This is a genomic window from Dapis brunnea BLCC-M229 (assembly GCF_050015995.1).
Classification (GTDB): domain Bacteria; phylum Cyanobacteriota; class Cyanobacteriia; order Cyanobacteriales; family Microcoleaceae; genus Trichodesmium.
In genome coordinates, this window is sequence record NZ_JBNHEP010000267.1 from 1 (window position 1) to 25,062 (window position 25,062).

Genomic DNA, 25,062 nt, shown 5'->3' on the forward strand with positions numbered 1-25,062 from the left:
TCCCTGTTCCCTGTTCCCTGTTCCCTGTTCCCTGTTCCCTGTTCCCTGTTCCCTAAAACCAAAGAATGCGCGTACCTCACCCTTTTTGGGAATTGCTATAACTGATAAACTGATAACTGAATAAATATGCCTAAAATTGATAATAATTTAAGAATATGTGAACGAATATTTTCCTTAAGTGGTGAGGCTATATGTTTATTAGATACAAACTATAACTACCAATTAGTTAATCCAGCATATCTCAAATTAATTAATCAAGAATCTGAACGAATAATTGGTAAAAATATCAAAGAAATTTTTGGCGAAGAAACATTTGAAAAATTTTTTAAACAACCATTTAAAAGATGTTTGCTTGGTGAAACTGTAGAAATTCAGGGGTGGGTAAACTTAAATCTGATTGGTAAAAAATATATAATTCGTACTTATTCACCTTATTATGATGAAAATGGCAAGATTACTGGAATTATAGCTAATCTGCAAGATAAAACAAATTTTCAGGAAACAGAAAGAGCTAGACAAGAAAGCCAAGAATCCTTCCAAAAAATATTTGAAAATACTACAGAGGGAATTGCTATTTGCTCGCTTACAGGAAAATTTTTACAAGTAAATCAGATTTTATGCGAGTTTCTAGGATATTCTGAAGCAGAATTTTTAAACCTAAATTATCATCAGGTAACACAACCTAGGAATCTAGAATCAGCATCAATCCTAATTGAGCAACTTATTTCTCAGGAAATATCCTCTTTTTCCCTGGAAAAACAATATATTCATCAAAATGGAACTTTGGTTTGGGGTCAAGAAATAGGCTCAATAATTAGATACCCGGATGGCTCTCCTAAATACTTACTCTTAGCAGTTAAGAATATCAATTCTGAAAAATTAGCTGAACTCATCCAACAACAAAATCAAGAACGATTACAATTGGTAGTCGAAAGCTCTGGGGATGGTTTTTGGGACTGGGATATAACTAAAAATGAGGTATATTTCAGTCCTTGCTGGGTGAAAATGCTAGGCTACCAACCAGGGGAATTACCACCAAATATAGAAACTTGGGAAAGTTTGATTCATCCAGAAGACAAAGCAATGGTCATGCAAACTCTCAATAGTCATCTCAAAGATGATTCTATTCCCTATAAGTTTGATTATCGGGTGCGGACAAAATCTGGAGCATGGAAGTGGATAGCAAACTATGGCAAAGTTGTAGCTAGAGATAGTCAAGGCAAACCGCTGAGAATGGCAGGGATACATGAAGACATTAGCATTCGCAAACAAACAGAAGCAGTGCTGCGTGAGAAAGAAAAAACAATCCGCGCTCTAGTTGAAACCATACCAGATCTAATGATTCGGATGAAACAGGATGGTACAAAAATTGAGCTGATTAATCAAAAAATGTTTCGATCGCTGGTTTCAAGAGCAGAAACGAACACAGAAAACTTGGTAGATTTATTTACTGCTCCAATATTGCAACAGCTAACTCGACTAGCTCAAAAAGCTTTAACAACTCAAAAATTACAAACCTATGAATATGCTATTACCAACAATGGGGAAGAGAAATTTGAGGAAGCTCGTATAGTTCCTCTCACAGAGGATGAAGTATTAGTGGTACTTCGCAATATTACTGAGCGCACCCAGGAAGAAACTTTACTCAGAGAAAGTCGAGAAGCACTAGCTGAGATTCAAAGAATTTCTCATATCGGTAGTTGGCAGCTAGATGTTGCTACTAAAAAAATGAGCTGGTCAGAAGAATTATTCGAGATTTTTGGCTTCGATCCAGCAAATTCAGAACCTACCTATACTGAATATTTCCAGTATATAGATCCAGAAGATAGGGGGCGACTGCAACAGTGTCTTGACGAAGCAATAGCTTATGGTACTTCCTATAAAATTGACTTAAAAATATTTAGAACCGATGGTACTACTAGATATATAGAATTGCGAGGGGAAGGGATTAAGGATCGGGAAGGAAATGTTATTAAGGTATTCGGAACTGCCTTTGATATTACTGCTCGCCAAAAGGCAACAAAAATCCTAGAACAACAAGAAGCAGAATTAAAGATTTTTGCTCAAAATTTCCAAGAGAGTAACAAGCAACTTGCTCAACAAAAACAAATGCTAGCAGATATTTTAGATGGGTTGCCAATACCAATCTTTCTCAAAAGCTATTGGGAAAAAGATCGGATCGAATTTCACTTTTTGAATCAAGCAGCAGTGGTAGGTTTTGGTCTACAAGGAAAATCTTTGTCAGAAATTAAATATGAGGATTTATTTGGTGAAAACTCTATGCAGTTTAAGTCTGACGATCTAAAGGTATTAAAAACAGGCAAACCTTTAGTAAAAGAAGAAACCTTTGATCATTCATCAGGAAAAACATACCATATTATCTTAAATCGAACATCGATCCAAGCAGGAGATACAAATCAAGATAAATTATTGCTTACTTGTGCTATTGATATCACAGAGCGAAAAATTTTTGAAAATGCGTTGCGTGAAAGTGAAGCCAAATTCCGGCAACTAGCAGAAAATATTCACCAGGTGTTTTTTGTTTTGTCAGAGGAAGCAGAAGTAGTATATACAGCGCTTTCCGTTGTTATGAGGTACAAAATTTTAGGTTTGAGGGAACAGGGAACAGGGAACAGGGAACAGGGAAGAGAAAAGAAGAAAAACAACTGTACCTCATAGCTTTGGAAACTGCTGTATCTCACCTGCTTATGAGAAAATTTGGGGTAAAAGTTGCGCTAGTATGTATGAAAACTCTCGGTCGTGGTTATTGTCTGTTCATCCCGATGACATTCCGACTTTGGTAGCAGCTTTCGATATTCATATAGAGACCCAGAAACCTTTTGATCAAACCTTTCGTATCGTTCGTAATGATGGAATTCGTTGGATTCAAGTCAGATCATTTCCCCTATTCAATGCCACCCAAAGAGTTATCCGCTTCACCGGTATTGCAGAAGATATTACCGAACGGAAACTAGCAGAAGAAACCTTGCGACAACAGCTTGAGCAGAGTCTTTTGCTCAAGCGCATTACTGATGAGATTCGTAGTAGTTTAGATACAGAAAAGATTTTCCAAATTACTGTTAAGCAAGTGGGGGAAACTTTCCAAGCAAATCGTTGTTTGATTCATTTCTATATCGCTGACTCTGTGCCCAAAATACCCTTCGTAGCAGAACACCTGATCGGAGAAATGGAATCGATTTTAGATATAGAAATACCAATAGCAGGAAATCCCCATATCAAAAAGTTGCTGAGTCAGGAAACTGCTATTCCCTCCAATGATGTTTATGCTGACTCCCTACTACAACCAGTAGCACACCTTTGTCGTCAAGTTAGACTTAAATCAATGTTGGCAGTAGGTACTTTTTATCAAAGTCAGCTTAACGGAATAATAGCACTACATCAATGCGATCGCTACAGAGAATGGACAAATAGTGAAATTGAACTACTTGAAGCAGTTGCAGCTCAAGTGGGTATTGCTATTGCCCAAGCTAATCTACTGAAGCAAGAAGTTGAACGCAGAAATGAATTAGCTCAAAACAATACCGCGCTCAAAGCAGCTAAACGACAAGCTGAAGCAGCTAACAAAGCTAAGAGTGAGTTTTTGGCAAATATGAGCCATGAAATTCGCACTCCGATGAATGCAGTATTAGGTTTTTCTGAATTGCTGCAATCTTTTGTTACCGATCCCGTAGGCAAATCCTATTTGGCTTCAGTGTTATCAGCTGGTAAAACTCTAATGACTCTGATCGATGACATTCTAGATTTATCAAAAATTGATGCGGGAAAACTAGAGCTTAATTATGAAGCTGTTGATATAACTTATATAGTTCAGGAAATCCAACAAATATTTCTGGCGAAATCTGCTGATAAAGGGCTAAATTACTATATGGAGATTTCCCCTAGTTTACCTAATCCAATTTTATTCGATCGAGTACGACTGCAACAAATCCTGTTCAACCTCATTGGAAATGCTATTAAATTTACTGATGGCGGATATATTAAGGTTTCTGTAAATTCATACAAGGTTGATAGTATTCCAAGCGATCGAATTGATTTAGAAATATCTGTAGAAGACACAGGAATTGGTATTGCTCCAGAAAAACAACAGCATATTTTTGATGCTTTTACTCAAAGTGACAGTACAACCAGTCGCAAATATGGAGGTACAGGGTTAGGTTTAACAATTACTCGTCGTCTTGTAGATATTCTTGGCGGTACAATTAAGCTAGAAAGTCAATTAGAAAAGGGGAGTAAATTTATCCTCAGTTTTCCCGGAGTAAAAATTACACAGACACCTGTAGAATCTAACTTATTAGCAGAAGCAGAAAAGGATAACAATTTACAACAGTTTCCCCCTTTAAAAATTCTGGTGGTTGATGATATAGCTTCCAATCAGGATTTAATTGCTGGATATTTTGCTAAAACGTCTCACCAACTATTTTTGGCTGGTGATGGGAAAGAAGCAATCCAGATTGCCAAAGCACAACTTCCCGATCTGATTTTGATCGACTTGCGGATCCCTGGTATGGATGGTAGAGACACAGCGTTATTCCTGAAGCAAGATGAGGAAACAAAACACATAGCGATCGTGATCCTGACTGCTTCATCAAAAGTTGAAGATGAGTATGACTTGAAGTTTTTGTGTGAAGGGTTTATCCGGAAACCTGTAAGTTGTGCTCAACTGGTGGCAGAAATGAAGAAAATTTTTCCGATTATTTCTGCTGCTACTACACCTGAGCTTGAGATAGAAGCATTAGATAATTTTACGCAAACAAAGGTTATTTCTGGGCAACCAATACGATTAGATGAATTGCTAGATAAGCTGAATCAGGAAGCAGAAACTAATTGGCTCAAGTTGCGCCAAACCTTAGCTATAAGTGAGTTGGAACAATTTGCCGCTCGTTTGAATTTTTGGGCACAAGAACATCAGTGTGAGTTATTACGAGAATATACTCAGAAACTAACTCAACAAATTGATGATTTTGACTGGGATAAAATTCCTGAAACTATTGACCAGTTTACTATAATATGTGATGCTCTAAAATAGATGTTCTTCTGCTGCGTAGTAGGAGCGATCGCCAAGCGCTGCGGATGCACTATTACCTTCACTATTAGATATCTCCGATAATTAAAAGTAAAATCAATTATAGTGCATAAATAATTAATTATTTCCCCCTACTCCCTACTCCCTACTCCCTACTCCCTCTTTTCCGGAGGGGTCTATTTGTAATATTCTTTTGGGAAATTGGTATTATTTAAGTAGCGTTGGTAATTAGACTTCTTGCAGAAGTGAGGGAATAGGGAATAGGAAGATGAAATTGTTAATTTTATATCTTGAATTTATTTAATTAAAACTTTTACAAGAGGTCTATTGAGAGGATTATTTATCTGTGGTAAAGGTAGCGCCCCCATGCTTACCGAAAAATTGTGGTCACTAGTCTCCGGATAAAAAAAGAGAATATTCCTGATGTCAATCCTGATGCTTCAGTTAGAGGTACTGTTAACGCAGTTCCTCCTATCGGAGGCTAACGGATAACTGATAACTGAAATGACCCCGGTGAGGGCAACCACAGGAGATTACCCCTACAAATTTCGGCGTTGCTGAATGGTAATGATTTTTAGATATGGTAATGATTTTTGGATTAAGTATCAGCGTAAAACATAAGTTTTTCAATTTTACCTTTAGCTACTTACCATTACATTTGAGCAACCCCCAAATTTCATCTTTTGATTTACTAACACCATTTAAGTAGTATAAAGAGCTGTAGATGATTGAAAAAATATTTTAAAAAATGCTAAAACAACTTCCTGTATTGTCTCTCACGGAGACAAGTCATATCAAATTCGGTAGCATCGGTATAATTAGATAGTTAATCTAGTCCTCAGTCCTCAGTCCTCAGTCCTCAGTCCTCAGGAGGGAAGAGAATTTAGAAATATTGGCACTTTGGGTGAAGATGAAAAATTTTTTATACCGAACCCGAGCGGATTTGATATCAATCATTATCATTAGTTTAAGAGTATGTTGAAACAAGAACCATTTAAACCAGAAAATTATTATATCCTTGCAGTTGATGATATTTCTACTAATCTGAAATTGTTAAGAGTAATCTTAGAACCTATAGGTTATAGTCTTACTTTTGCCAAGGGAGGCCATCAAGCAATAGAAAGGCTTAAGGCTTCAAAACCAGATTTAATTTTGCTAGATTTAATGATGCCTGAAATGAATGGACTAGAAGTGTGTAAGCGATTAAAGAGTGACCCAGAATATGCTGATATTCCAATTATTTTTTTGACTGCTAGTAATGAACAGGAACACATAGTCGATGCTTTTGAATTAGGAGCAGTTGATTATATTAATAAACCATTTAAAACACCCGAACTTTTGGCTAGAATTCGCCATCATTTACTCCTAAAACATACAATTGATGAATTGAAATCCACACAAATAGAATTGGAAAATGCTTTGGCAGAAGTTCAAAAAATCGCCAATACTGACCCACTTACAGGAGTATTAAATCGTCGTAGTTTGTTTAATTTTGCTCATCAAGAATTTAATCGTGTTATTAGATATGGTCTGTCTTTTTCTATTTTATTAATGGATTTAGACTACTTCAAGAAGGTTAACGATAACTACGGTCATCAAGTGGGAGATATAGCTCTATGTACAGTAGTTAAAAGTATTAAAAATACTATTCGCAATGTTGATTTTTTAGGTCGATATGGTGGAGAAGAATTTATGGCTATTTTGCCTGAAACTTATGGAGAGCAAGCACTCATATTAGCAGAGCGAATTAGAAAAATGGTAGCTAGTAATATTATTGAAACTGACCAGGGAAATCTCCGCTTAAGCATCAGCATTGGAGTTAGTACATATTCTATCAAAGATCGGAGCTTAGATGATATGATATTACGAGCAGATAAAGGAGTTTATCAAGCAAAGCAACAAGGAAGAAATAAGTGTTGTTTAGTATAGCAGTAGGTCTTTTGCTTAGAAGAATAAATTTTAGTTGTCAGGGTAGGGATGAAAATACTTTTTCTTGACAAAAAAAAAGCTGTTTGCGCAGCATGACAAACAGAAATACTGAACGCTAATAGCTAAATACTTATACAGTGGAATATTAAACCTTGATGGGAAAAGGTAAACTTTAAAACAACTAGTAGATTATCGAATTTTGTAAGGTTAAGGCGGATAGCAATATTATTATTAGGAGATTTTTTTTTCATTCCTGCTTCATTTTATCTACCGCCGTACACAACTTAATACCTTCTATTTTTTTCCTGCTTTAGCTACTTTTTACAGCTTGTAATTGTTGACGTAATTGTTCTAATTTCTGTTTTTCCTCAGCACTCAAATTTTCCTTCTTTTCCAACTCCAAAATTTGTTTAGCAATATCTAATTCTCGAATTGGGTTCCAAGTTTTATCATTTGCTTGATCGAACCCAGACCAACCATGAGGTTTGAGAACTGCGGGGTCTTTAAAGTTATAAAAGAAATTACGAATTTTCTGTTTTAAATCTTCTGGTAAATCTTTACGATAAGCGATGGGGTCACTAGGAATTAAAGTAGAAGTCCAGATAGTTTCTATATTAGCTCTTGCTTTTGGATTTGTTTGTTGTAGTCTATCTAAAGATTCATTATTGTTAGTAGCCACATCTACTTGATTATTAGCTATTGCTAAAGCTGTTGCTTCGTGACTCCCAGAAAAAACTAAACGTTTAAATATTTTTTTCGGGTCAACTCCATTTTGAGCAAAAATATAGTAACTAGGCACTAAAAAGCCAGATGTAGAGTTCGGGTCATTAAAAGCAAAAGTTAAATTTGCTGCATTTTTGATCGTATATTTATCACCTCCCATCGCTTTAGCTTCAGCAACTATGGGATTATTTTTGTTAGTAATTAAATGAGAGTAATAACCTTTACCACCTTCTGTATCTACTGTTTGAGCAAAGGCTTCAGCATTAGCACGTTTGGCAGCTTCAATATAAGATTTTCCTCCATACCAAGCTAGATGAATATTGCCAGTTCGCATTGCTTCAATTACTGCCACATATTGAGTCACATAAAATGCCTTAACTGGTAAACCAATAGCATCAGAAAATGCTTTAATTAACGGTTCCCAAATTGGTCTTTGATTGCTTTGAGATTCGGTAGAAATAATCCCAAATTTTATTTCTTTTACCTGAGCTAATGTCTGAGATGAGAAAGTTAAATTAGCTAATTTTGCTCCTGCTAATGATAAAGCAAATAGAGATGAATTTTTAACAAATTTACGTCTGTCCATAATCTTGTTTGATCTGTCAATTAGAGTAGGTGTTATTTCAGTTATCAGTTATCAGTATCTCCCGGAATAGGGAGGCTTAAAACCTGATATTCTGGTCAGTTTTCAGTAGTAGGCATCAGTTTTGTATGGTCTTGGAGACCAAGAGGCTTAGATATAAAACCAACTACAAATAAAAATTTGGGGTGGTTTTTTGAAATTTTAAATATTATTCCTTAATAAATTTAAGTTTTGGTTAAAATAAATTTAAGTTTTGGTTAAGCTTTACCACCTAAGAATTATGATTTAAAAATTAGCGATCGCTACCAAATCAATAATAAACATTACAGGTCATCATAGCAATGGTTTTCAGGTATTAATTTTTGCCAATTTTACTGAGAGGCAATGACTGACAAATGATATATAACAAGACTTTTTTTGACGTAAACTTTAGATTATAAACTACTTTGGTACATCTAAATAATATGAAATAGAAAAAAGAATGCTACGAATAGTTTAGCTGCTTAAAAGACTTTACTTAGGACTTGTTTATTTGACTAAAAACAGAGTTTTACTTTAACAAATGATTAATAGGCTATTCCTACTCACTCCTGACTGCTTGAAATAGCCTAAGTATTTGTAGCAAAATTTTAGTATTTCATATAACTTTGAGAAACTTCCAGGGTCATACCATTTCTCATGCATTCTTGCTATATCTGATTGGGTAGGGAAGTGTCGGGAGGAAAGGAGGTGGGGGGAGAGGTTAAAAGTAGGGGTGGTGGTGCTCGCGTAATGGTAGAGAGAGTGTGGGGAGTGCGGAGAGTGTGGGGAGTGCGGGGAGTGTGAGAAGAAATTATAGCGGTTTTCACAAAGGTAGACTACAGACAAAATATAAGTATGTTTGAAGTTTAATAATTACAGACCTAATAGCTGTATTCTATGTTAATGAAAACCGCTATAAAAAATATATATCTTCAGCATTACAATGCAGGACTACCAAAGCAGGAATAATAATTACTAACCGACTAATAATTTTCAAAAATAGACTTTAAATGTTGCTAATACCAATTCACTTTAAAGATGTCACAAATAGTTTCAAAATAGCAATGTCAAATAATTGCCTCAAACCTTTCTATTGTCAAAGTTTTTAGCCTATCCAATCTAACTTCTCAATTCAGAATTCGCCCATTCAGAATTCTGTGAAATGGTATAAATATTTAACTGTTGAAGTATAGGCGAAGTATACCATTAATGCATGGTAATTGGTATAAAACAAACAAAAATCACCTTTTGCAATAGAGCGATATCCTTAGCAGTGGGAAAACGTTTTTCTACTGCTATTTCTGTTATCTTTTAGGTTGGGATAATTAATCACTATAATTTCTGATCCAAGAGACTGCACTCTTAACATCACTAACTTGTTCTCCTTCAGGAAGAGACGGACGTTGTATCATCACTACTGGAATTCCTAATTCTCGTGCAGCAATAATCTTAGGGTAAGTAGCATCACCACCACTATTTTTACTGACGATCGCCTCAATCTCATATTTTTGCAAAAGCGATCGCTCTTCTTCCAGAGAAAAAGGTCCCCGCTCAGTCAGTATTTTTCCTGGAGGTACTAAACTATCTGGTTGTGGTAGATCGAGCGCTCGTATTAAAAACCAGAGATGTTTGAGATGAGCATAACTTCCTAGCTCTTGCCTACCAATACTCAGAAATATTCGTGAACCTAATTCTAGTAAAACCTTCGCAGCAACTTCGTTACTTTTAACCTCCAACCAGCGATCGCCTTCCATCTTTTTCCAAGCAGGACGAACTAACATTAAACGGGGAATATTTAGTTGTGAAGTAGCGATCGCTGCATTCCAGGAAATTTTTGATGCAAAAGGATGGGTTGCGTCAATTAGCAAATCTATTTTTTGCTCTCGTAAATAGTCTCTCAACCCAGACACACCACCAAAACCACCAATGCGTGTAGGTGTGGATGTGATAATAGGTTGATGAGTGCGACCTGCAAGAGAGTTTATTACCTCCAACCCTGGTATAGTAGAGGCTAAAGCTGTTAGTTTTAAGCTATCTCCAATCCCACCGAGAATCAGCACTCGTTTGTCTTTTGCCATGGTTATTTCAGCGATCGCTTATCAGTTATCAGTACCTTCAACTTAGCTGTCAAAGTTGAAATCCGGATTTTTTTTATCCCTTTGAAAATCTAGGTTTGATACCTTATTTCTTGGTTAAAAATGAGAAGAAAACTTAAACGTAGGATAGTATTTTTCAGGCATTTAAACAAATGGATGGTGGTGCATAGTAATGGTATTGGAAGTGTGGGGGGTGTGGGAAGTGTGGGGAGTGTGGGAAGTGCAGGAAAAAAATGTATATTCTCACCATCACTATGTAGGACTACCAACAAATGATGCTAAGGTTTTCAGCAATGAACAATGAACAATTAATAATTAATAATTACCCCTTCTTAAAACGGATAGGATTGACTCAAAGGAAAATTTTTGATTTATCCCCTTAAAAGGCTATCCCTTATAAGGAACTCCTGAAAACCTTGTGGGAGTCTGGGGAGAGGGGGGATTCATTAATGGATAATGGATAATGGATAATGACCTCTCCCTAAAAGCTATCCATTACCCATAACTCCTGAAAAGCTTGTGGGAAGAGGGGGAGAAGGGAGCAGGGGAGAAAGGAGAAAGAATCATAGTAGCTAAATAAAACTACTTAAATTATCACAAAAAAATGTATTTTTTCATACATTTATCTCCGAAAAAAGCCGAAGTCAGACTTAATTCATAACTTGTCAATTTTGTCAAATTTTATATTAAGAAATATGTGGGTAATGAATAGCCCTAAAAGGAAGAGGATTGACTAAAAGGAAAAAATTTATTTCTCAAGGGGAGATTGGATATGGTTAGGTAACCCATCCATCCCATCCTAGGGAATGCTCCGCTTTCCGACCGCTTTTTCTCCTATCAAAGGGGAGGTTTTTAACCTGAATTATTTAATTATTTAATTATTTAATTATTTAATTATTAATTATTCGGTAAGAATCTTGTCTGAATTTATTAAAAAAATGTACTTTTCAATACACTTTTCTCAGGAAAAAGCCTCTCAAATGCTTATTCATAACTTGTCTATTTTATCAATTTTTATGTTAAGAAATATGTTTATAAAGCATAGCTTAAAAGGGGAGGCTTTAAACCAAGATGTTGAATGAATAATTAATTGACTATCAACTCTTAATAATTAATAATTAATAGTTAATAATTAATTATTAATTGTTTACTATCTCTCCACTGCACTAGGAGTAAACCGAACTTCTATCCGTCGCCGACTCTGATCTGGACTTCGATTTGCCCCGGCATAATTTCCAGTGGGATTATATAATTGTGCAGCAGAATAAGCTCTAAATTTTAAACCCAATTTTTGCAGACGAGGATTTTTTTGCAGTCTTTGTACCACTGCTAGAGCGCGCATTAAACCTAAATCTGCATTTGATCCTGCTGCTAAACTACTAACAGATTCATTACCCTTAGCAACCTGTTCTAACTGAGTATCTAAATTACTAATACTTCCTTTATTTACCTGACCGTCAGTATGACCAATTACTTCAACAACATAACCCTGATATTCTTTAGCAAAATTCTCAATTTGCTTAACTAAATCTTCTTCTATAAAACCTTTTAAATCTCCCGATATTTCAGCACTTCCTGATTCAAATCTCCGAGATTTAGAATCTCTAATTACTATTATAGGTGGAGACTTTAACTTTTCAATTTCTGTTTCTAACTCTGTCACCCTATTCGACTTTTGTTCCAACTTGTCTTTGGAAGTAGTTACTAATCCTTGAAGTTGTGTAACTTGGTTTTGTAAATTTCCAACTTTTCCTTGTAAACTTGTTGCTTGATTCGTCTTTTGTTGCAGTTGATTTTGTAAACGACTAATCTCTTGTTGTAGTTTGATAGCACGATTTTGATTTGCATCAGAAATTGATTCTATAAACAGAGATTTAATAATAGCTAATAGTAATAACAAACTTAATATCATAAAAGAATTAGACATTAAATCTGTAAAGGCTGGCCAAATTTCTAGGTCGCGATTATCCTCAATAATTCGTGAACGATGACGCATAGTTATTTTAATTCCTATTCATAATTAAATGACTCAATATTATAGCAATCATATTTGAATTGTGAGAAATTGTAGATTTTTAGGGAACAGGGAATAAGGAATAGGTAACAGGCAAAAAATATTAATTCCGTCATTTGTACCACATTAACCTGGAATCTGCTGTATCTTCTAAACTTTTAAAGAATAATCAAATTCTCACATTTTATTCCTGATTGCTATATATAGCAGCACGGACATTGGTAAATCCTATTTACGGAGCATTTGGGTAGCAAAAACTCAGTCGCTCGATTATTTTTAATTTTTTACTTTTAACTTGCGCGTAGCGCTATAGCAATCTTATTTGAGTTATGATATATTGTATACTTTTAAGGAACAGGGAAGACAGAAGAAACAAGAAACCGTATCTGATGAATATGAAAACCGCTATTTTCTTGACTTTTAAAGAATAATCAAATTCTCACATTTTATTTCTGATTTCTATATTGTGTAGAAGTTAATTTTCATGGTCTGAAAAGCAATATCAGTAATCTCTAGGGTTTAGTTACTAAATTCCTACTTTTACTACTTGCTTTGAGATTTTCATTCCTAGCATTATTAAACCTTCAATACTTAAATTTTATACACTATAAGTTTTCTCACCTTCTGTGAAGTACAGTTATTTGTGTTTTTTTCTCTTGCCTGTTTCCTTTTCTCTAAAGCCTATAAATTTTTACCTGACTTACGCCTGAGAATTGCTATAAAGTTATTTTCTCTATTGATTTGCTAATTTCTCAATAATATGTGTCAGACGATGAATTTCATTTTTAGTTGCATGCATTTGATTTATATATTCCTGTAAATTTGTCGCTATGACACCCAAATGAGAATTATTAATATTAGCTTGGGTACTCATACCTTTATTTATTTGGTCTCCTAAAGATTTAATACTCTGACTAATACCATCTGTAGAATTATTCAAGGCATCTGCTAAAATTTTGATTTGAATTTGTACTTCATCTAAATTATCTGCTTTAGATACTACTCTTCTTTGTAAAGTATCCAAATTACCCACAGCTAAATGAAAACCTTGTGACGCTTCCTGTAGTTGCCGAATCATCTCTGCAAAAGATTGTTGATTACTTTGATGAGATTCTAAGAGTCTTAATGAAGTTTGATTATTATTAGTAATTTGTTCTCCAAACTTAGCTAGTCTCTTGCTATATCCCTGGAGTTCAATTACTACTATTTCAATTGCTTGAACAGCAGCAGCTAGAGTAGAGGTTGACTGAGAAAAATTACTTTGAATATTGGCTAATTCTGCTGTAGAATTAGCTAATTTTTGCGGAAACTGACTATTTTCAAATATTTGTGCTACCTCTAAAAATCTATCAGAAGCTATCTGAAAATCTTTAGAACTTTTAGCAACAGTAGCAGCAGCTTCTCCTAATCTTACAAAAGTCTGTTCTGCTAATTTACTTGTAGTAGCATTAGCGTTATAAATTTCTTGAATTTTATCTTGTAGAGCTGACTCTACTCCGACTCTAACGGTTTGACCAAATCTTGTTAAAAATCCTTCAAAGGAATATGCGACAGCTTTTACTACTTTGTCAAGCTGAGTTTGACCTTCAATAGTTTGTAAGTAAATATTATCTAAATAGTCTTCTAGTAAACTTATTAATCTACTTTTGGCAAGACTAGTATTGAAAATCAAATTAACTGATGTAACTACAGCACTAAATAAGATTGCTACTAAGCTGCTCGTAAAAGCAATTCCCATACCTCGTAATGGTACTTCTAATTCCTTGAGCAAACTACTAACATCGGTAGCATTAGTATCGCTAATTGTTTGGCTCAGAGAAGTTAAATTAATAGTAATACCGACAAAAGTACCTAATAATCCAAAAGATACAAGTAGATTGGGTAAAATTCGACAAAAATATTCTATTTGTTCATAAGAAACTAATCCTAATAATCGTTGTCTACTGTAAACTTGATCTATTAATGCTCCTGTATTAACTTGCTCTAATTTACTGCTGGCATCGGCAAATCTGCCCTCTAAATATTCGATAAATCTTGGCTTCTTTACTGACTGTTGATTAATCAGTCTCCTAACTTTATTTCCCTGATTTGCTAAGTCAAAATAAAGTACCATCCTCAATAAGATAGCTACAAATGATGGTACAATTACTAATATAATTATTAGAGGTATTAAATAAGATGGTATTGGTGGCATAGTAACATCTCTGATGTTTTAATAGTTATAGAATTTCTGAGCGTTGCTGATTTTAGGTATGAAAGAAACTCCGCTACTGGGCAAGGTAAGAGTCATTAATTAAGTGCAAATTATATCTAGTTCCCACTTTTGGTTGGGAAAAAAACTTCTTTCTATCTCCTGAGTTCTGAGTTCTGAGTTCTAGATATCATACATTTATTCAGCAACGCCCATTTTTGATGCAGGTAATTTATATTACCGAAAAATTGGATTTAAAGCCTTGCCCTTTTAGGGCAACTTTATGCTATACTTAAAGAAGCGCAAAGGTGTTAAACCACTCTAAAAAACATAGCTATTAATCGTAGCGCATTAGCACCTTGAAAACTGCGGTCAGACCCCCCATCGCCATCATGCGCAAGGGATCGGCTCCAGGCGAGGTTTCCTGGCCATGGGAACGCCGACCAAGAGAGGGAATGCTGACTAATAGAAGAGTTATAGGGTTTTGCACAGGAATGCTTGTGCATGGAAAAACTCCCTCGCATCAAGTACCAGAGAACCAAAGTTTTTGAGGTTTGAACTGTACCGTAAGGCATAAGTCCACAGGCTTTTAAATAGAGCTAACGCTTGGTCGGAGAACCATATCTGGATTAGGTATAGTAAGGTATCTGATTTAAGTGTACTCGTTGAACCAATAATCCTGGTTTCAGTAAAATCTCTGCGCCTTTAGGTCGGAGAGTATGTCAAACCTTCCCTGTTCCCTAATTAAGAATTTTGTTTAATATTTAGAGGGTTTTTGAGGCCATAAAATAAATTAGAACAATATTACTAAAAAAATCAAAACAGAGGACTTTCATTAGTGCAACATTTAACCTACTCAAAGCTATACACTTTGAATCCGTATAGCATCACTGCTTAAAGTGATCGCTTTTACCTGCAAAGCTCGCAACATAATATTACGACCGGCGTTACAATGTCGATGTCCCTGGTATTTGACCAATATACATCTCCGTCACTACTAGCTATCATCTAATTCTCTTCCCAATGACCAAATATTCCCTCATAATAGGCCAAAATTTGGTCTACTTTTTGACGAATAGCATCTTCAGCATCTTCAGCATACTCTAACCATAATCCTCCTACTTGGCTTTTGTTGTAGTCAAATAGCTCTGAGGAAGGAGGATCAAATAAACCCACTTTTACTTTGCCTACTTGGCGTAAATGAGCTGCTACTTCTCGATAGATTGCGAGTGGTAGTCCCTGACAGCTAAATTGATAACGTTGTTGTTTGTGTTTCGCAGTCTCCATTCTAGTATTTACCCATTGACAGATTATATTGGGTTGGCTAATCTTTTATACCAAACTTACCCAAACTGATATCTTGATTTTTCGCAGCTCAGTTCCTGTTTCACTGAAGACCACTTACTATTATCTGCAAATTGTCTTCAAGAGCAGGCTTAAAATCGGTGGGAACTCCATCTGCTGATGCACATAGTTTTACAAATTGACAGCAGCATAACCACAAGCATTATAAAAGATTTCATCTTAACTGGTCATGTAATTGTGGTAATTAGTTAGACAGCTATCAGATTATATTACTTATAATAATTACCTCTAATATTGTCCAACTATATTAATTTCAGTAGTTAGCCCTAAATACCTGACGAACATTAGCACTATTGCGATGGTAACATGACTTGTTAATACTTGTTAATAGCTATTTAATCAAATCAAATCACTGAATTTATTTGTTGGTCGTCATTCATCTCACTGCTAACCCCATTGGGGACTTACGGGATTCTTCTGACGACATTGATCGAGATAAATAATTCTCCAAACTACAATGTAGCAACTATTCAGTTAGCTGTTCTACATTACAACAATTGATATTATCCAAACATACTTTGCCCCACTGCAAAGCCCACCGAACCAGTTCTACTCGATTATGAGTTGAAGTTTTACTGAGAATATTACTAATATGGTTATCTACGGTTCGTTTACTAATTTCTAGTTTCTCAGCAATTTTTTCATTGGTCAACCCATCTGCTACTAGCTCCAGAACTTGCAATTCCCTTTCAGAAAGGGATATATGGGTTTGAGACTTGCAACCAGTCATAACTTTTTCCTATATGTGTATATCTGCCTAATTATAATTTTAGAGACATCTTGACAAAAATTACCTTAATGACAATCTATTAAGTGGTAAAAGTACAGGAAAGTCTCTAGAAAGTGGAATAAATTTCTTTTTATGATTAATATCTAAAGAAATTTTTGATTTTGGTAGTCATCAAATTTTTTAATTATTTCCTGTTTTTGATTACCAATTTATAGTTTTCAGATACTTAAATCAATATGACCCATCCCTATGCTATTTGCCTTGGTGAAATTTTATTTGATTGTCTAGCAGACCAACCTGAGAAAACTTTAAATCAAGTTGACTCTTGGACAACCTACCCTGGTGGCGCACCTGCTAATGTTGCCTGTGGTTTAGTCAAGTTGGGTACTTCTGCAGCCTTGATTAGCTCTGTGGGTGAGGATTCAGAAGGTAAAAAACTGCTACAACTTTTACAGGAGATAGGGGTAGATACTTCAGGTATTCAGGGACATCCTTATGCACCAACACGAAAGGTTTATGTTTTACGTTCCACAACTGGGGAGCGCGAATTTGCTGGTTTCGGAGAACATCCAACAACAGAGTTTGCTGATACCCACCTCAAAGCTGAACTGCTGCCAGAGTCTTTGTTTTTAAATGGTGAATTTTTAATCTTAGGAACTCTAGGACTAGCTTATCCTGAAACTAGACAAACTATCTATCAAGCCCTTGATTTGGCTGACCGATATCATCTTAAGATTATGGTAGACGTCAATTGGCGTCCTTCATTTTGGCCTAATCCTGATGATGCCAGGGCACTGATACATTCATTACTAAAAAGAGTGGATTTTGTCAAGCTTTCTCTGGAAGAAGCTGAATGGCTATTTGACTCTACCGACCCTGGTGCAATTACTTACAGATTAGATTCGGTAGAAGGTACATTAGTAACTGCAGGTAATCAAGGCTGTGCTTATTACTTGTCAGAAAATGAAGGAAATGTAGCTGCTTTTTCATTGGATATTGTAGATACCACTGGTGCAGGAGATGGGTTTGTGGCAGGTTTTATACATCAATTGCGCCAATATGGTATTCGCCGTTTACAGCAACCAGGGGTAGCAAAACAAATTGTTACTTATGCTAGTGCTGTAGGGGCATTAACTGCTACTCAATTAGGAGCAATTACGGCTCAACCTACTACTGATGAAGTAGAAACTTTTTTAGGTAGCTATTTAAATCAGTAAAATGGATAATATATGAAAGTTCAGTGAGAATAAAATACTCTCTGAACTGTTTGTTAACGAATGATAAAACTTACATTCCGCACGACAAAATGTATTACGGATCTAGGAGTCAGGAGTCAGGAGTCAGGAGTCAGAATTCAGGAGAAAGTCATAGTCGTGAACTATTAAATAAGTATTTATGCTTAATATTTTCCTGATAATTTGACTCAGGAGGAAGTTAAATTAGAGATATTAATAGAGTATAAATACTTACCAAACCAGAGCTTTTCCTGCTAATTTTGATACTACAAATTGAAGTGCGGAATGTGGGATAAAAGTTAATTAGAGTTAAAAAATATGGGACTTTTCGATCAAATTGTCGGTGCTATTAATAATCCTAATCAAGAGGGTAGTAATAGTCAGTTGAGTGATATTTTTGGCACAGTGCAGCAACTAAGCGGTAATCTAGGAGGAGATGCTGGTGCAACTCAAGCTGCCATGTCAATTTTGGGCGGTCATGTACGTTCAGCTTTGCAACAAAAACGAGATGAGTCAGGTAGTACAGGAGTTGCAGAAATTATCAATCAATTTGCAGGTACAACTCCCAACCCCCTAGCGGTTGCTTCTCTATTTTCCTCTAGTCAAATAACTGAGATTGTTCAAAGTATATCTGAAAAAACAGGTTTTGATGTCTCGCAAATTCAGAATTTACTACCTACTTTAGTTCCAGTAATTCTCAATTTATTAAAAACTGGCAATGACACTCAAAACCCTGAGCAAACATCTAATAATGTTTTAAATAGCTTTTTGGATGCTGATGGAGATGGAGATGTTGATGTTGCTGATTTAATGGGAATGGCAGGTCGTTTTCTTGGTGGTTGATGAAAAGGTTTTTAGGTGTGAGGTGTTAGTTAATTATTCAATGATCTATTTCTCCTTCTACCTAATACCAGAGATTGACTACCTATAGAAAGGAATCTATTATCTTTGTAAAAAATATCAAAATAGACTATAGACTAAGGATTCAGCTATTAGCAGTAAGCTTTTAGTAATAAAGATGAAGTAAGTATCTATTTTACTTATATAAAACTCTTAATCAGGAATTAGTAGTTGAAGGATTTGAGTAATTTTGGCTAGTTAGTAAGTTAAGTAAGCAGTCTGCTTTTCGTCATACTTTTAATTCTCACTCAATCTCTCAATACTGATTCCTTTTACAAAAGCAATATGGTTAATAGCTGACTCCTGAATGCTGACAAATATAGATGAAAACCCGATATTTTTACCTCTGTTCCCTTTTTTTCAGAATATTTTCTATACCAATCAAATACAATTGCTATCTAAAAATTCAACGATGCACAATTTTTGAATAATATAATTGACAATCTCTTCTGGAGATTTTGCAGCATCTACTATTATTGCTTGTTTTGGTTCCTCAAGAACATCAAATTGACTCTGGAGCATCTCAAGTTTCATAAAGTGATTTTTTCTGGCTCTTAGTCTTTGGGCAAACAAATCAAAAGAACCTTTCAAGTAGACTATTTTAATATTTTGTGGGTTCGTGATAAGTATATGACGATAAGCTTTTTTTAAGGCAGAACAAGCTAATATAATATTCTGATTTTCTGCCAACCATTGCTCAATTGCATTTCTCATTTCTATCAACCAAGGTATTCGATCTGCATCATTTAAGGGAATACCACTACTCATTTTTTTGATATTAGCTTGGGAATGAAAAGAGTCACCATCAAAAAAATCCCAATTTAAATATTTTGCTAGTAATTTTCCAATAGTAGATTTACCAGCACCAGAAACTCCCATTATTATTATAATCATTATACTAAATGTTAATTATCAAGATTTCTGAAGTATTGAAATGGCTATAGAGATAGAACGCAAGTTTTTAGTTAAAGGTAATGGATGGCGAAATAACGCTGTTGGGCACGTTTATCGTCAAGGTTATATGTCTACAGAAGATGGTATAACATTAAGGGCGAGAGTGGCAGGCGATAAAGGTTATTTAACTATTAAAGGACCTAGTTTTGGTAATTCTAGATCCGAATATGAGTACGAAATACCAATAGAAGATGCTCAAGAGATTTTGAATAGTTTATGTAGTTCGCCTTTAATTGAAAAGGTTAGATATAAGGTTTATCATGGTGAATTTGTCTGGGAGGTTGATGAATTTGCTGGAGATAATCAGGGTTTAATTGTGGCTGAAGTTGAACTTGATGATGAAAATCAAACAGTTGAATTACCTGAATGGATAGGAGAAGAAGTATCTCATGATAAGAGATATTCTAATTCTAATTTATCGAAAAATCCTTGGAAAAATTGGTCATCTGTTTAGGGGAAAAATATTGGGAAGAAGTTAATAACTAATAAGGCAATTTTTTTATCTGTTTCAGGGAGTAGGTCGGACGGAGTAGTAATTCTGGTTCGGTGGAAATAGCGGTGCGACCCCGCGTCGGAGACAGACGCAAGCGGTCATATCCCGCGTGGGCGCAATACGCAAGCGGTCATACCCCGCCTCTCCGACAGGCGCAAGCGGTGCGACCCCGCGTCGGCGTCAGACGCAAGGGAATGCGCACCAAGAGAGCGAATGCTGACCAAGAGAGGGAATGCGCACCAAGAGAGAAAAGAAGAAAAACAACTGTACCTGAGTAATATTATGTCCGGATGAACAGTGATAAATCATTAGGGAGAACTCAGGAGTCAGGAGTCAAGAGTCAGGAGGGAGAAAAAAGGTATTAGGAGAAGAAATTTTTGTTATCCCTAATTAAGCAGACATGATATAACTTGATAAACTCTATCTATAGACGTAGCGATCGCTTTAGTATCCATCTAGAATTAATTTATTTTGAGAGAAACTCCAACGTTTGGGTTTTGAAATTTAAGAGAAGTTACCTGCTAGGGGTTGCCATAGCAAATATTATTTATTTCTCTAGAATTTCTCAAAAAAGTAGTCATTTATTAGTTCTTTTACGGAAAAAGCATAACCAATTCCAACATTTGCAGACCTTTCAAGCTCATAAGTCATTCCTAACATTTGATTTTGACTTACTATAATACCTTGAGCAAAGTCAAGACTATCTACAACCATTCTAGCTCCACTATTAGATAATATTTCAATATTTTCCTTTAGAATAGAGCGAAAAGATTCAAACCCTTGAGTCAGACCAGTTGCTTTTCTAGTAATAATACCAATAACTTTTCCTGTCTTTGGAGCGATTAACGGACCTCCTGAATTACTATGGTTTACACTTGCATTAACTTGGATAACATCGATATTTTTACTTTTATAAAAAGACGATATTATTCCAGAATGACAGACAAGATTAAAATGTTCAAATGGATATCCGAGAAAAAATATATCATCTCCAATTCGCTTTCCTAAGTCTGAATAATTAGATAGCTCAAAGTTGTAAAGTTTTTGTTTGGATAATTCTGGTATATCAAGGACTATATAATCATAATTTCTTTCATCAGAAGCTGTTTTTGTTCTTGTTAAGAAATCATGGTTTGTCATAGAAATACCATCCAGGAGTACACTAGAAGAGCTATTTATTGTTCTAATAACAACAACAGAATCAGTGGGAGGAGTATAAGCAACATGATCATTTGTCACTAATAATCCTTCAACCATAAATCCAGTTCCAGAAGAGACTCTCTCTTCATTAACCATATGAATAATGTGAACAACACCTGATTGTACTTTTTGTAAAATATCTGCCAACGACATAATCAACCTAATTTTTTTTATGAGTAAATATGTTGAGGAAAATCAATCCCTAATTAATAAAAAAGGCTCTCCTAGACTGGTTATAGCAAATTAGTAGTTTGAATGAGTTTAAACCCTTAAATAGCAAAGGATTCAACCAAATAAAAATCCCTTTTGATGATTAATTGCTTTTTTGTATGACCATAATCCTTGTATAGCAATGGTTATACAGTTTATTTTGTAGTAATTTATCATAGCTACCCTAGAAGAACCATAAAAAATTAACTAGGGGTATATTCAAATATCATAAAAAATTTCAATAAATAATCATATAGAAGAATTATATCGAGTACGGATAATAACTTGTGGATAAAATATCAAATCTTTCTAAGAAAGGATAAACAGACCGGATGTATTTCCATTTTTATTCTACTCCTCTACTTTAGTCAGGGTAAATTTATTGTCACTAGAGAATGATTGTATCCTTGAAAATTTCCTAGATATTGCTAGAAGTTGTAAATATTCTCTGACAACAAATAACTAACTCTAGCTACTCCCTTACTCTCCGAAAGCTGTTTCAAATTAGGACTAAAACTGACTTTATAGGGAGGTAGATAGATGGAGTGGGTTTTTATTAATAAAAAGCTATTTTTTATCAGAAAAAAATCCTAACTCCACTTCTCTATATCACCTTCATTCTATCAACCCAGACAATTTTTTCCTGAGAATGAAGTAGCTACGTACTCTTCTACTATCTTCATAAGAAGTATTCAACCTTACCTTAAAGTCACTTTCAGTAAACTGTTGTCATATCTTAGGAAGATAGAGTAGTCAGGAGGCTGAATTAATTCAGGTTGTATCTGTTGAATTTTCTACTAATCAAATACCATTAAATATAAGATTTTGTAGAAATCATAAACAAATTTACTCATCCACTTCTACATACAGAATTCAATTCTTGCTCCTGAATTATTTGTCGATAAACTACGAGTAAATCTACATAAATTCTCGTGGATCTGTCACATATCCAGTCAAAGCTGAAGCTGCTGCTGTGTAGGGAGAAGCTAAATAAACTTCTGCCTGTTTGTTCCCCATTCGACCAGGAAAATTACGATTAGTTGTAGAGACACAAATTTCTGGTTGATTTAATCGCCCAAATGTATCTTTTGGTCCCCCTAAACAAGCAGCACAAGATGGAGCAGCAGGTTCAATACAACCAGCGTCTAAAAATATTTCTGAGAGGGTTTGACCATCATGCTTTATGGTAAATAAATCCTCATAAACTTTCTGAGTTGCTGGTACTAAATAAGTTGGAACTTTGACTTTATGACCTTTAATAAGTTTAGCTGCATGAAGAAAGTCAGAAGTTTTTCCACCAGTACAAGAACCTATATAAACTCGGTCAATTTTTACATCCTGACAGTTACGAGCAAGTTCTTTATTATCTGGAGAATGGGGTTTAGCTACTACAGGTTCTAATGTTGTGACATTATAAGAACGGTCACTATAAAATTTGGCATTCTCATCAGAATAAAATGACTCAAATGGTTTATCGGTTCGCCCTCGCAAATATTCAAAGGTAGTCTCATCCGGGGCAATAACTCCATTTTTACCCCCCGCTTCTATAACCATATTGCAGAGGGTCATCCGTTCTTCCATTGTCATTCGTCCGACAGTTTCGCCAGCAAATTCCATTGTTCTGTAGGTAGCACCAGATACAGAAATATCTCCAATAATTTGTAGAATTAAGTCTTTTGCCAATAAATAATCTGGCATTTCTCCATTTAAGACAAACCGCATAGTTGCTGGCACTTTTACCAATAGTTTACCCGTACCGAAAATAAAGGCAGCATCTGTATTGCCGATACCTGTGGCAAATTGTCCAAAAGCTCCTGCATTACAAGTGTGAGAGTCAGTGCCAAACAATACTTCTCCCGGACGAGTATGACCTTCCTGAGCGAGAGCAACATGGCAAACTCCTTTGTAGTCTGGGTTTGCTTTGAAATTTGAGCGGTCTATGATGTCGTAGAAGTATTTGATATTTTGTTCTTGGGCAAAGTCTCGCAAAATATCTACGTTGCGGTTTGCCCGTTCATCGGCAGTAAAAATATAGTGGTCTGGTATAAGGACGATTTTTTCTCTGTCCCAAACTTTGGCATTTTCGCCAAATTCTCGTTTGAAGATGCCAATAGTACCAGGACCACAAACATCGTGGGTCATTAATACATCAATGTTGACCCAAATGTTTTCTCCAGGGGTAACGGTAGATTTTCCTGATGCTTTGGCCAGGATTTTTTCAACCATGGTCATTGCCATAAGCGATCGCTCCTCTTGGTAGTTTACAATTGTATTTTAGACAATCTATAGACAAAGGAAGAAGAAATTAAGTATTAATATTAGCTTGTGGTAGCTATTCTATTAAGTCTGGATAGTGATGCTTTAACTGCTATATTTTTTCTATATAACCTCCGATTTTAATATCGCTTGATTTTGGGATTTTTGAAAGCTAAATTTGACACATATGGAGGTAAGTAAATTATTTTGGCGATCGCTTACTCATCAAAAAAATATTAACAGATAGTTATTGAGAGTTAATATAATTATGTTCAAGCAATATGATGATTATAAATAGCTTTTTTTTCGGGATACAATAAATATGGAATTTCCAACACTAGCTCAAGCAGAATGTTATCAAAAAATTGATGGGTGGATGGAAGAATTATTTAGTGATTACCCTTGGGAAAAATTTGATGAACCAAGGTTTAGTATATTTTTTAGTTCTGCTGGGGTGGAATTCATTAATGGATAATGGATAATTACCTCTCCCGTTTAGGGAGAGGATTGACTAAAAGAAAAAAATAAATTTTTTTCCCCTTGAAAGGGGAGGCTAATAAAGCTGAATTATTTAATTATTAATTATTAATTATTCGGCAATAATTTCTCCTTGGGGTGAGGATAGTGTTATTAATACTTGTTACATTGTGGTTATTGGATATGAATTAAATCCTGATTTACTAGAATTTTTATTGCGAGTAAATAGTAATATGCAGTTTGGTGGTTTTTCTTTAGATACCGATGGAAATATTTTATTTGAACACACTATAGTTGGCTCTACTTGTGACCAAAATGAACTGGAAGAGTCTGTTTTGGCAGTGTTGGAAGTTGCTGATGATGATGATGATAAAATTGTTGAACGTTGGGGAGGTAAACGAGGTTTAGATATTCCACCTCAATAGACATCCAGAAAAGAGGGAGTAGGGAGTAGGGGGTAGGGAGTAGGAGGAAATAATTGATTATTTTTGTACAATAATTTATTTGATTTTTTATTATTGGAAATGTCTAATAGTTTAGAGATTGTTTGTAAAGGAAATATAAAAAGGAGATAGGGAACAGGGAAAAGGGAACAGGGAACAGGGAACAGGGAATAGGGAATAGGGAATAGGGAATAAGGA

The 25,062-nt window shown here is 35.2% G+C and carries 18 protein-coding genes; 9 read left to right on the forward strand and 9 right to left on the reverse strand.

Annotation, left to right across the window (positions count from 1 at the left end; genetic code table 11):
* The first annotated feature begins 126 nt into the window (after positions 1-126).
* The 3 genes from ACP6PM_RS30600 (at position 127) to ACP6PM_RS30610 (ending at position 6,973) form a co-directional block, all read left to right on the forward strand.
* Positions 127-2,679 carry a PAS domain-containing protein gene (locus tag ACP6PM_RS30600; protein WP_426590650.1) on the forward strand — a complete coding sequence of 851 codons (2,553 nt, stop codon included), beginning with the start codon at positions 127-129 and terminating at the stop codon, positions 2,677-2,679.
* Between the two features lie 61 nt (positions 2,680-2,740).
* Positions 2,741-5,047 (forward strand): ATP-binding protein, encoded by a 2,307-nt coding sequence (locus ACP6PM_RS30605; protein ID WP_426590651.1) that lies wholly within the window; start codon positions 2,741-2,743, stop codon positions 5,045-5,047.
* Between the two features lie 972 nt (positions 5,048-6,019).
* Positions 6,020-6,973 carry a diguanylate cyclase gene (locus ACP6PM_RS30610; protein ID WP_426590652.1) on the forward strand — a complete coding sequence of 318 codons (954 nt, stop codon included), beginning with the start codon at positions 6,020-6,022 and terminating at the stop codon, positions 6,971-6,973.
* A 310-nt stretch (positions 6,974-7,283) separates the two neighbouring features.
* On the opposite strand, the gene phnD is transcribed toward ACP6PM_RS30610, so the two are convergent.
* Together phnD and ACP6PM_RS30620 are read right to left on the reverse strand one after the other, a co-directional pair.
* Positions 7,284-8,282 (reverse strand): phosphonate ABC transporter substrate-binding protein, encoded by a 999-nt coding sequence (gene phnD, locus ACP6PM_RS30615; RefSeq protein ID WP_426590653.1) that lies wholly within the window; start codon positions 8,280-8,282, stop codon positions 7,284-7,286.
* A gap of 1,343 nt (positions 8,283-9,625) precedes the next feature.
* Positions 9,626-10,378, reverse strand: a complete 753-nt coding sequence (locus tag ACP6PM_RS30620) for a cobalt-precorrin-6A reductase (protein ID WP_426590654.1) — start codon at positions 10,376-10,378, stop codon at positions 9,626-9,628.
* A gap of 190 nt (positions 10,379-10,568) precedes the next feature.
* On the opposite strand from ACP6PM_RS30620, the gene ACP6PM_RS30625 reads away from it, so the two are divergent.
* Positions 10,569-10,700, forward strand: a complete 132-nt coding sequence (locus ACP6PM_RS30625) for a hypothetical protein (protein ID WP_426590655.1) — start codon at positions 10,569-10,571, stop codon at positions 10,698-10,700.
* A gap of 846 nt (positions 10,701-11,546) precedes the next feature.
* On the opposite strand, the gene ACP6PM_RS30630 is transcribed toward ACP6PM_RS30625, so the two are convergent.
* The 4 genes from ACP6PM_RS30630 to pedR all read right to left on the reverse strand — a co-directional run bounded on the left by ACP6PM_RS30630 (position 11,547) and on the right by pedR (position 16,696).
* The gene (locus ACP6PM_RS30630; protein WP_426590656.1) at positions 11,547-12,392 is read right to left on the reverse strand and encodes a hypothetical protein; all 846 of its coding nucleotides are present in this window, start codon (positions 12,390-12,392) and stop codon (positions 11,547-11,549) included.
* A gap of 751 nt (positions 12,393-13,143) precedes the next feature.
* Positions 13,144-14,604 (reverse strand): hypothetical protein, encoded by a 1,461-nt coding sequence (locus ACP6PM_RS30635; RefSeq protein ID WP_426590657.1) that lies wholly within the window; start codon positions 14,602-14,604, stop codon positions 13,144-13,146.
* A gap of 1,005 nt (positions 14,605-15,609) precedes the next feature.
* Complete coding sequence (locus ACP6PM_RS30640; RefSeq protein WP_426590658.1) at positions 15,610-15,888, reverse strand: hypothetical protein; 279 nt, start codon at positions 15,886-15,888, stop codon at positions 15,610-15,612.
* A 544-nt stretch (positions 15,889-16,432) separates the two neighbouring features.
* Entirely contained in the window at positions 16,433-16,696 is a 264-nt protein-coding gene (gene pedR, locus ACP6PM_RS30645) for a photosynthetic electron transport-dependent transcriptional regulator PedR (RefSeq protein ID WP_293109472.1), read from the reverse strand.
* A gap of 236 nt (positions 16,697-16,932) precedes the next feature.
* Here pedR and ACP6PM_RS30650 point away from each other — a divergent pair, with 236 nt between their 5' ends.
* Positions 16,933-17,913, forward strand: a complete 981-nt coding sequence (locus ACP6PM_RS30650; RefSeq protein ID WP_426590659.1) for a carbohydrate kinase family protein — start codon at positions 16,933-16,935, stop codon at positions 17,911-17,913.
* Positions 17,914-18,249: 336 nt separating this feature from the next.
* Complete coding sequence (locus tag ACP6PM_RS30655) at positions 18,250-18,774, forward strand: DUF937 domain-containing protein (protein ID WP_426590660.1); 525 nt, start codon at positions 18,250-18,252, stop codon at positions 18,772-18,774.
* 438 nt (positions 18,775-19,212) lie between these two features.
* Here ACP6PM_RS30655 and ACP6PM_RS30660 read toward each other — a convergent pair whose 3' ends face one another.
* A complete protein-coding gene (locus tag ACP6PM_RS30660; protein ID WP_426590661.1) occupies positions 19,213-19,725 on the reverse strand; it encodes a gluconokinase in 513 nt (170 codons plus the stop codon).
* A gap of 40 nt (positions 19,726-19,765) precedes the next feature.
* Between ACP6PM_RS30660 and ACP6PM_RS30665 the strand changes: the two genes are divergently transcribed.
* A complete protein-coding gene (locus ACP6PM_RS30665) occupies positions 19,766-20,239 on the forward strand; it encodes a CYTH domain-containing protein (protein ID WP_426590662.1) in 474 nt (157 codons plus the stop codon).
* Between the two features lie 594 nt (positions 20,240-20,833).
* Here ACP6PM_RS30665 and ACP6PM_RS30670 read toward each other — a convergent pair.
* Entirely contained in the window at positions 20,834-21,625 is a 792-nt protein-coding gene (locus ACP6PM_RS30670; RefSeq protein WP_426590663.1) for a S1 family peptidase, read from the reverse strand.
* Positions 21,626-22,606: 981 nt separating this feature from the next.
* On the reverse strand, positions 22,607-23,926 hold the full coding sequence (locus ACP6PM_RS30675; RefSeq protein WP_426590664.1) for a 3-isopropylmalate dehydratase large subunit: 1,320 nt from the start codon (positions 23,924-23,926) through the stop codon (positions 22,607-22,609).
* A 340-nt stretch (positions 23,927-24,266) separates the two neighbouring features.
* Here ACP6PM_RS30675 and ACP6PM_RS30680 point away from each other — a divergent pair, with 340 nt between their 5' ends.
* Positions 24,267-24,419, forward strand: coding sequence for a hypothetical protein (locus tag ACP6PM_RS30680; protein WP_426590665.1), 153 nt, complete (start codon positions 24,267-24,269; stop codon positions 24,417-24,419).
* A gap of 172 nt (positions 24,420-24,591) precedes the next feature.
* Positions 24,592-24,846, forward strand: coding sequence for a T3SS (YopN, CesT) and YbjN peptide-binding chaperone 1 (locus tag ACP6PM_RS30685; RefSeq protein ID WP_426590666.1), 255 nt, complete (start codon positions 24,592-24,594; stop codon positions 24,844-24,846).
* The last annotated feature ends 216 nt before the right edge of the window (positions 24,847-25,062 follow it).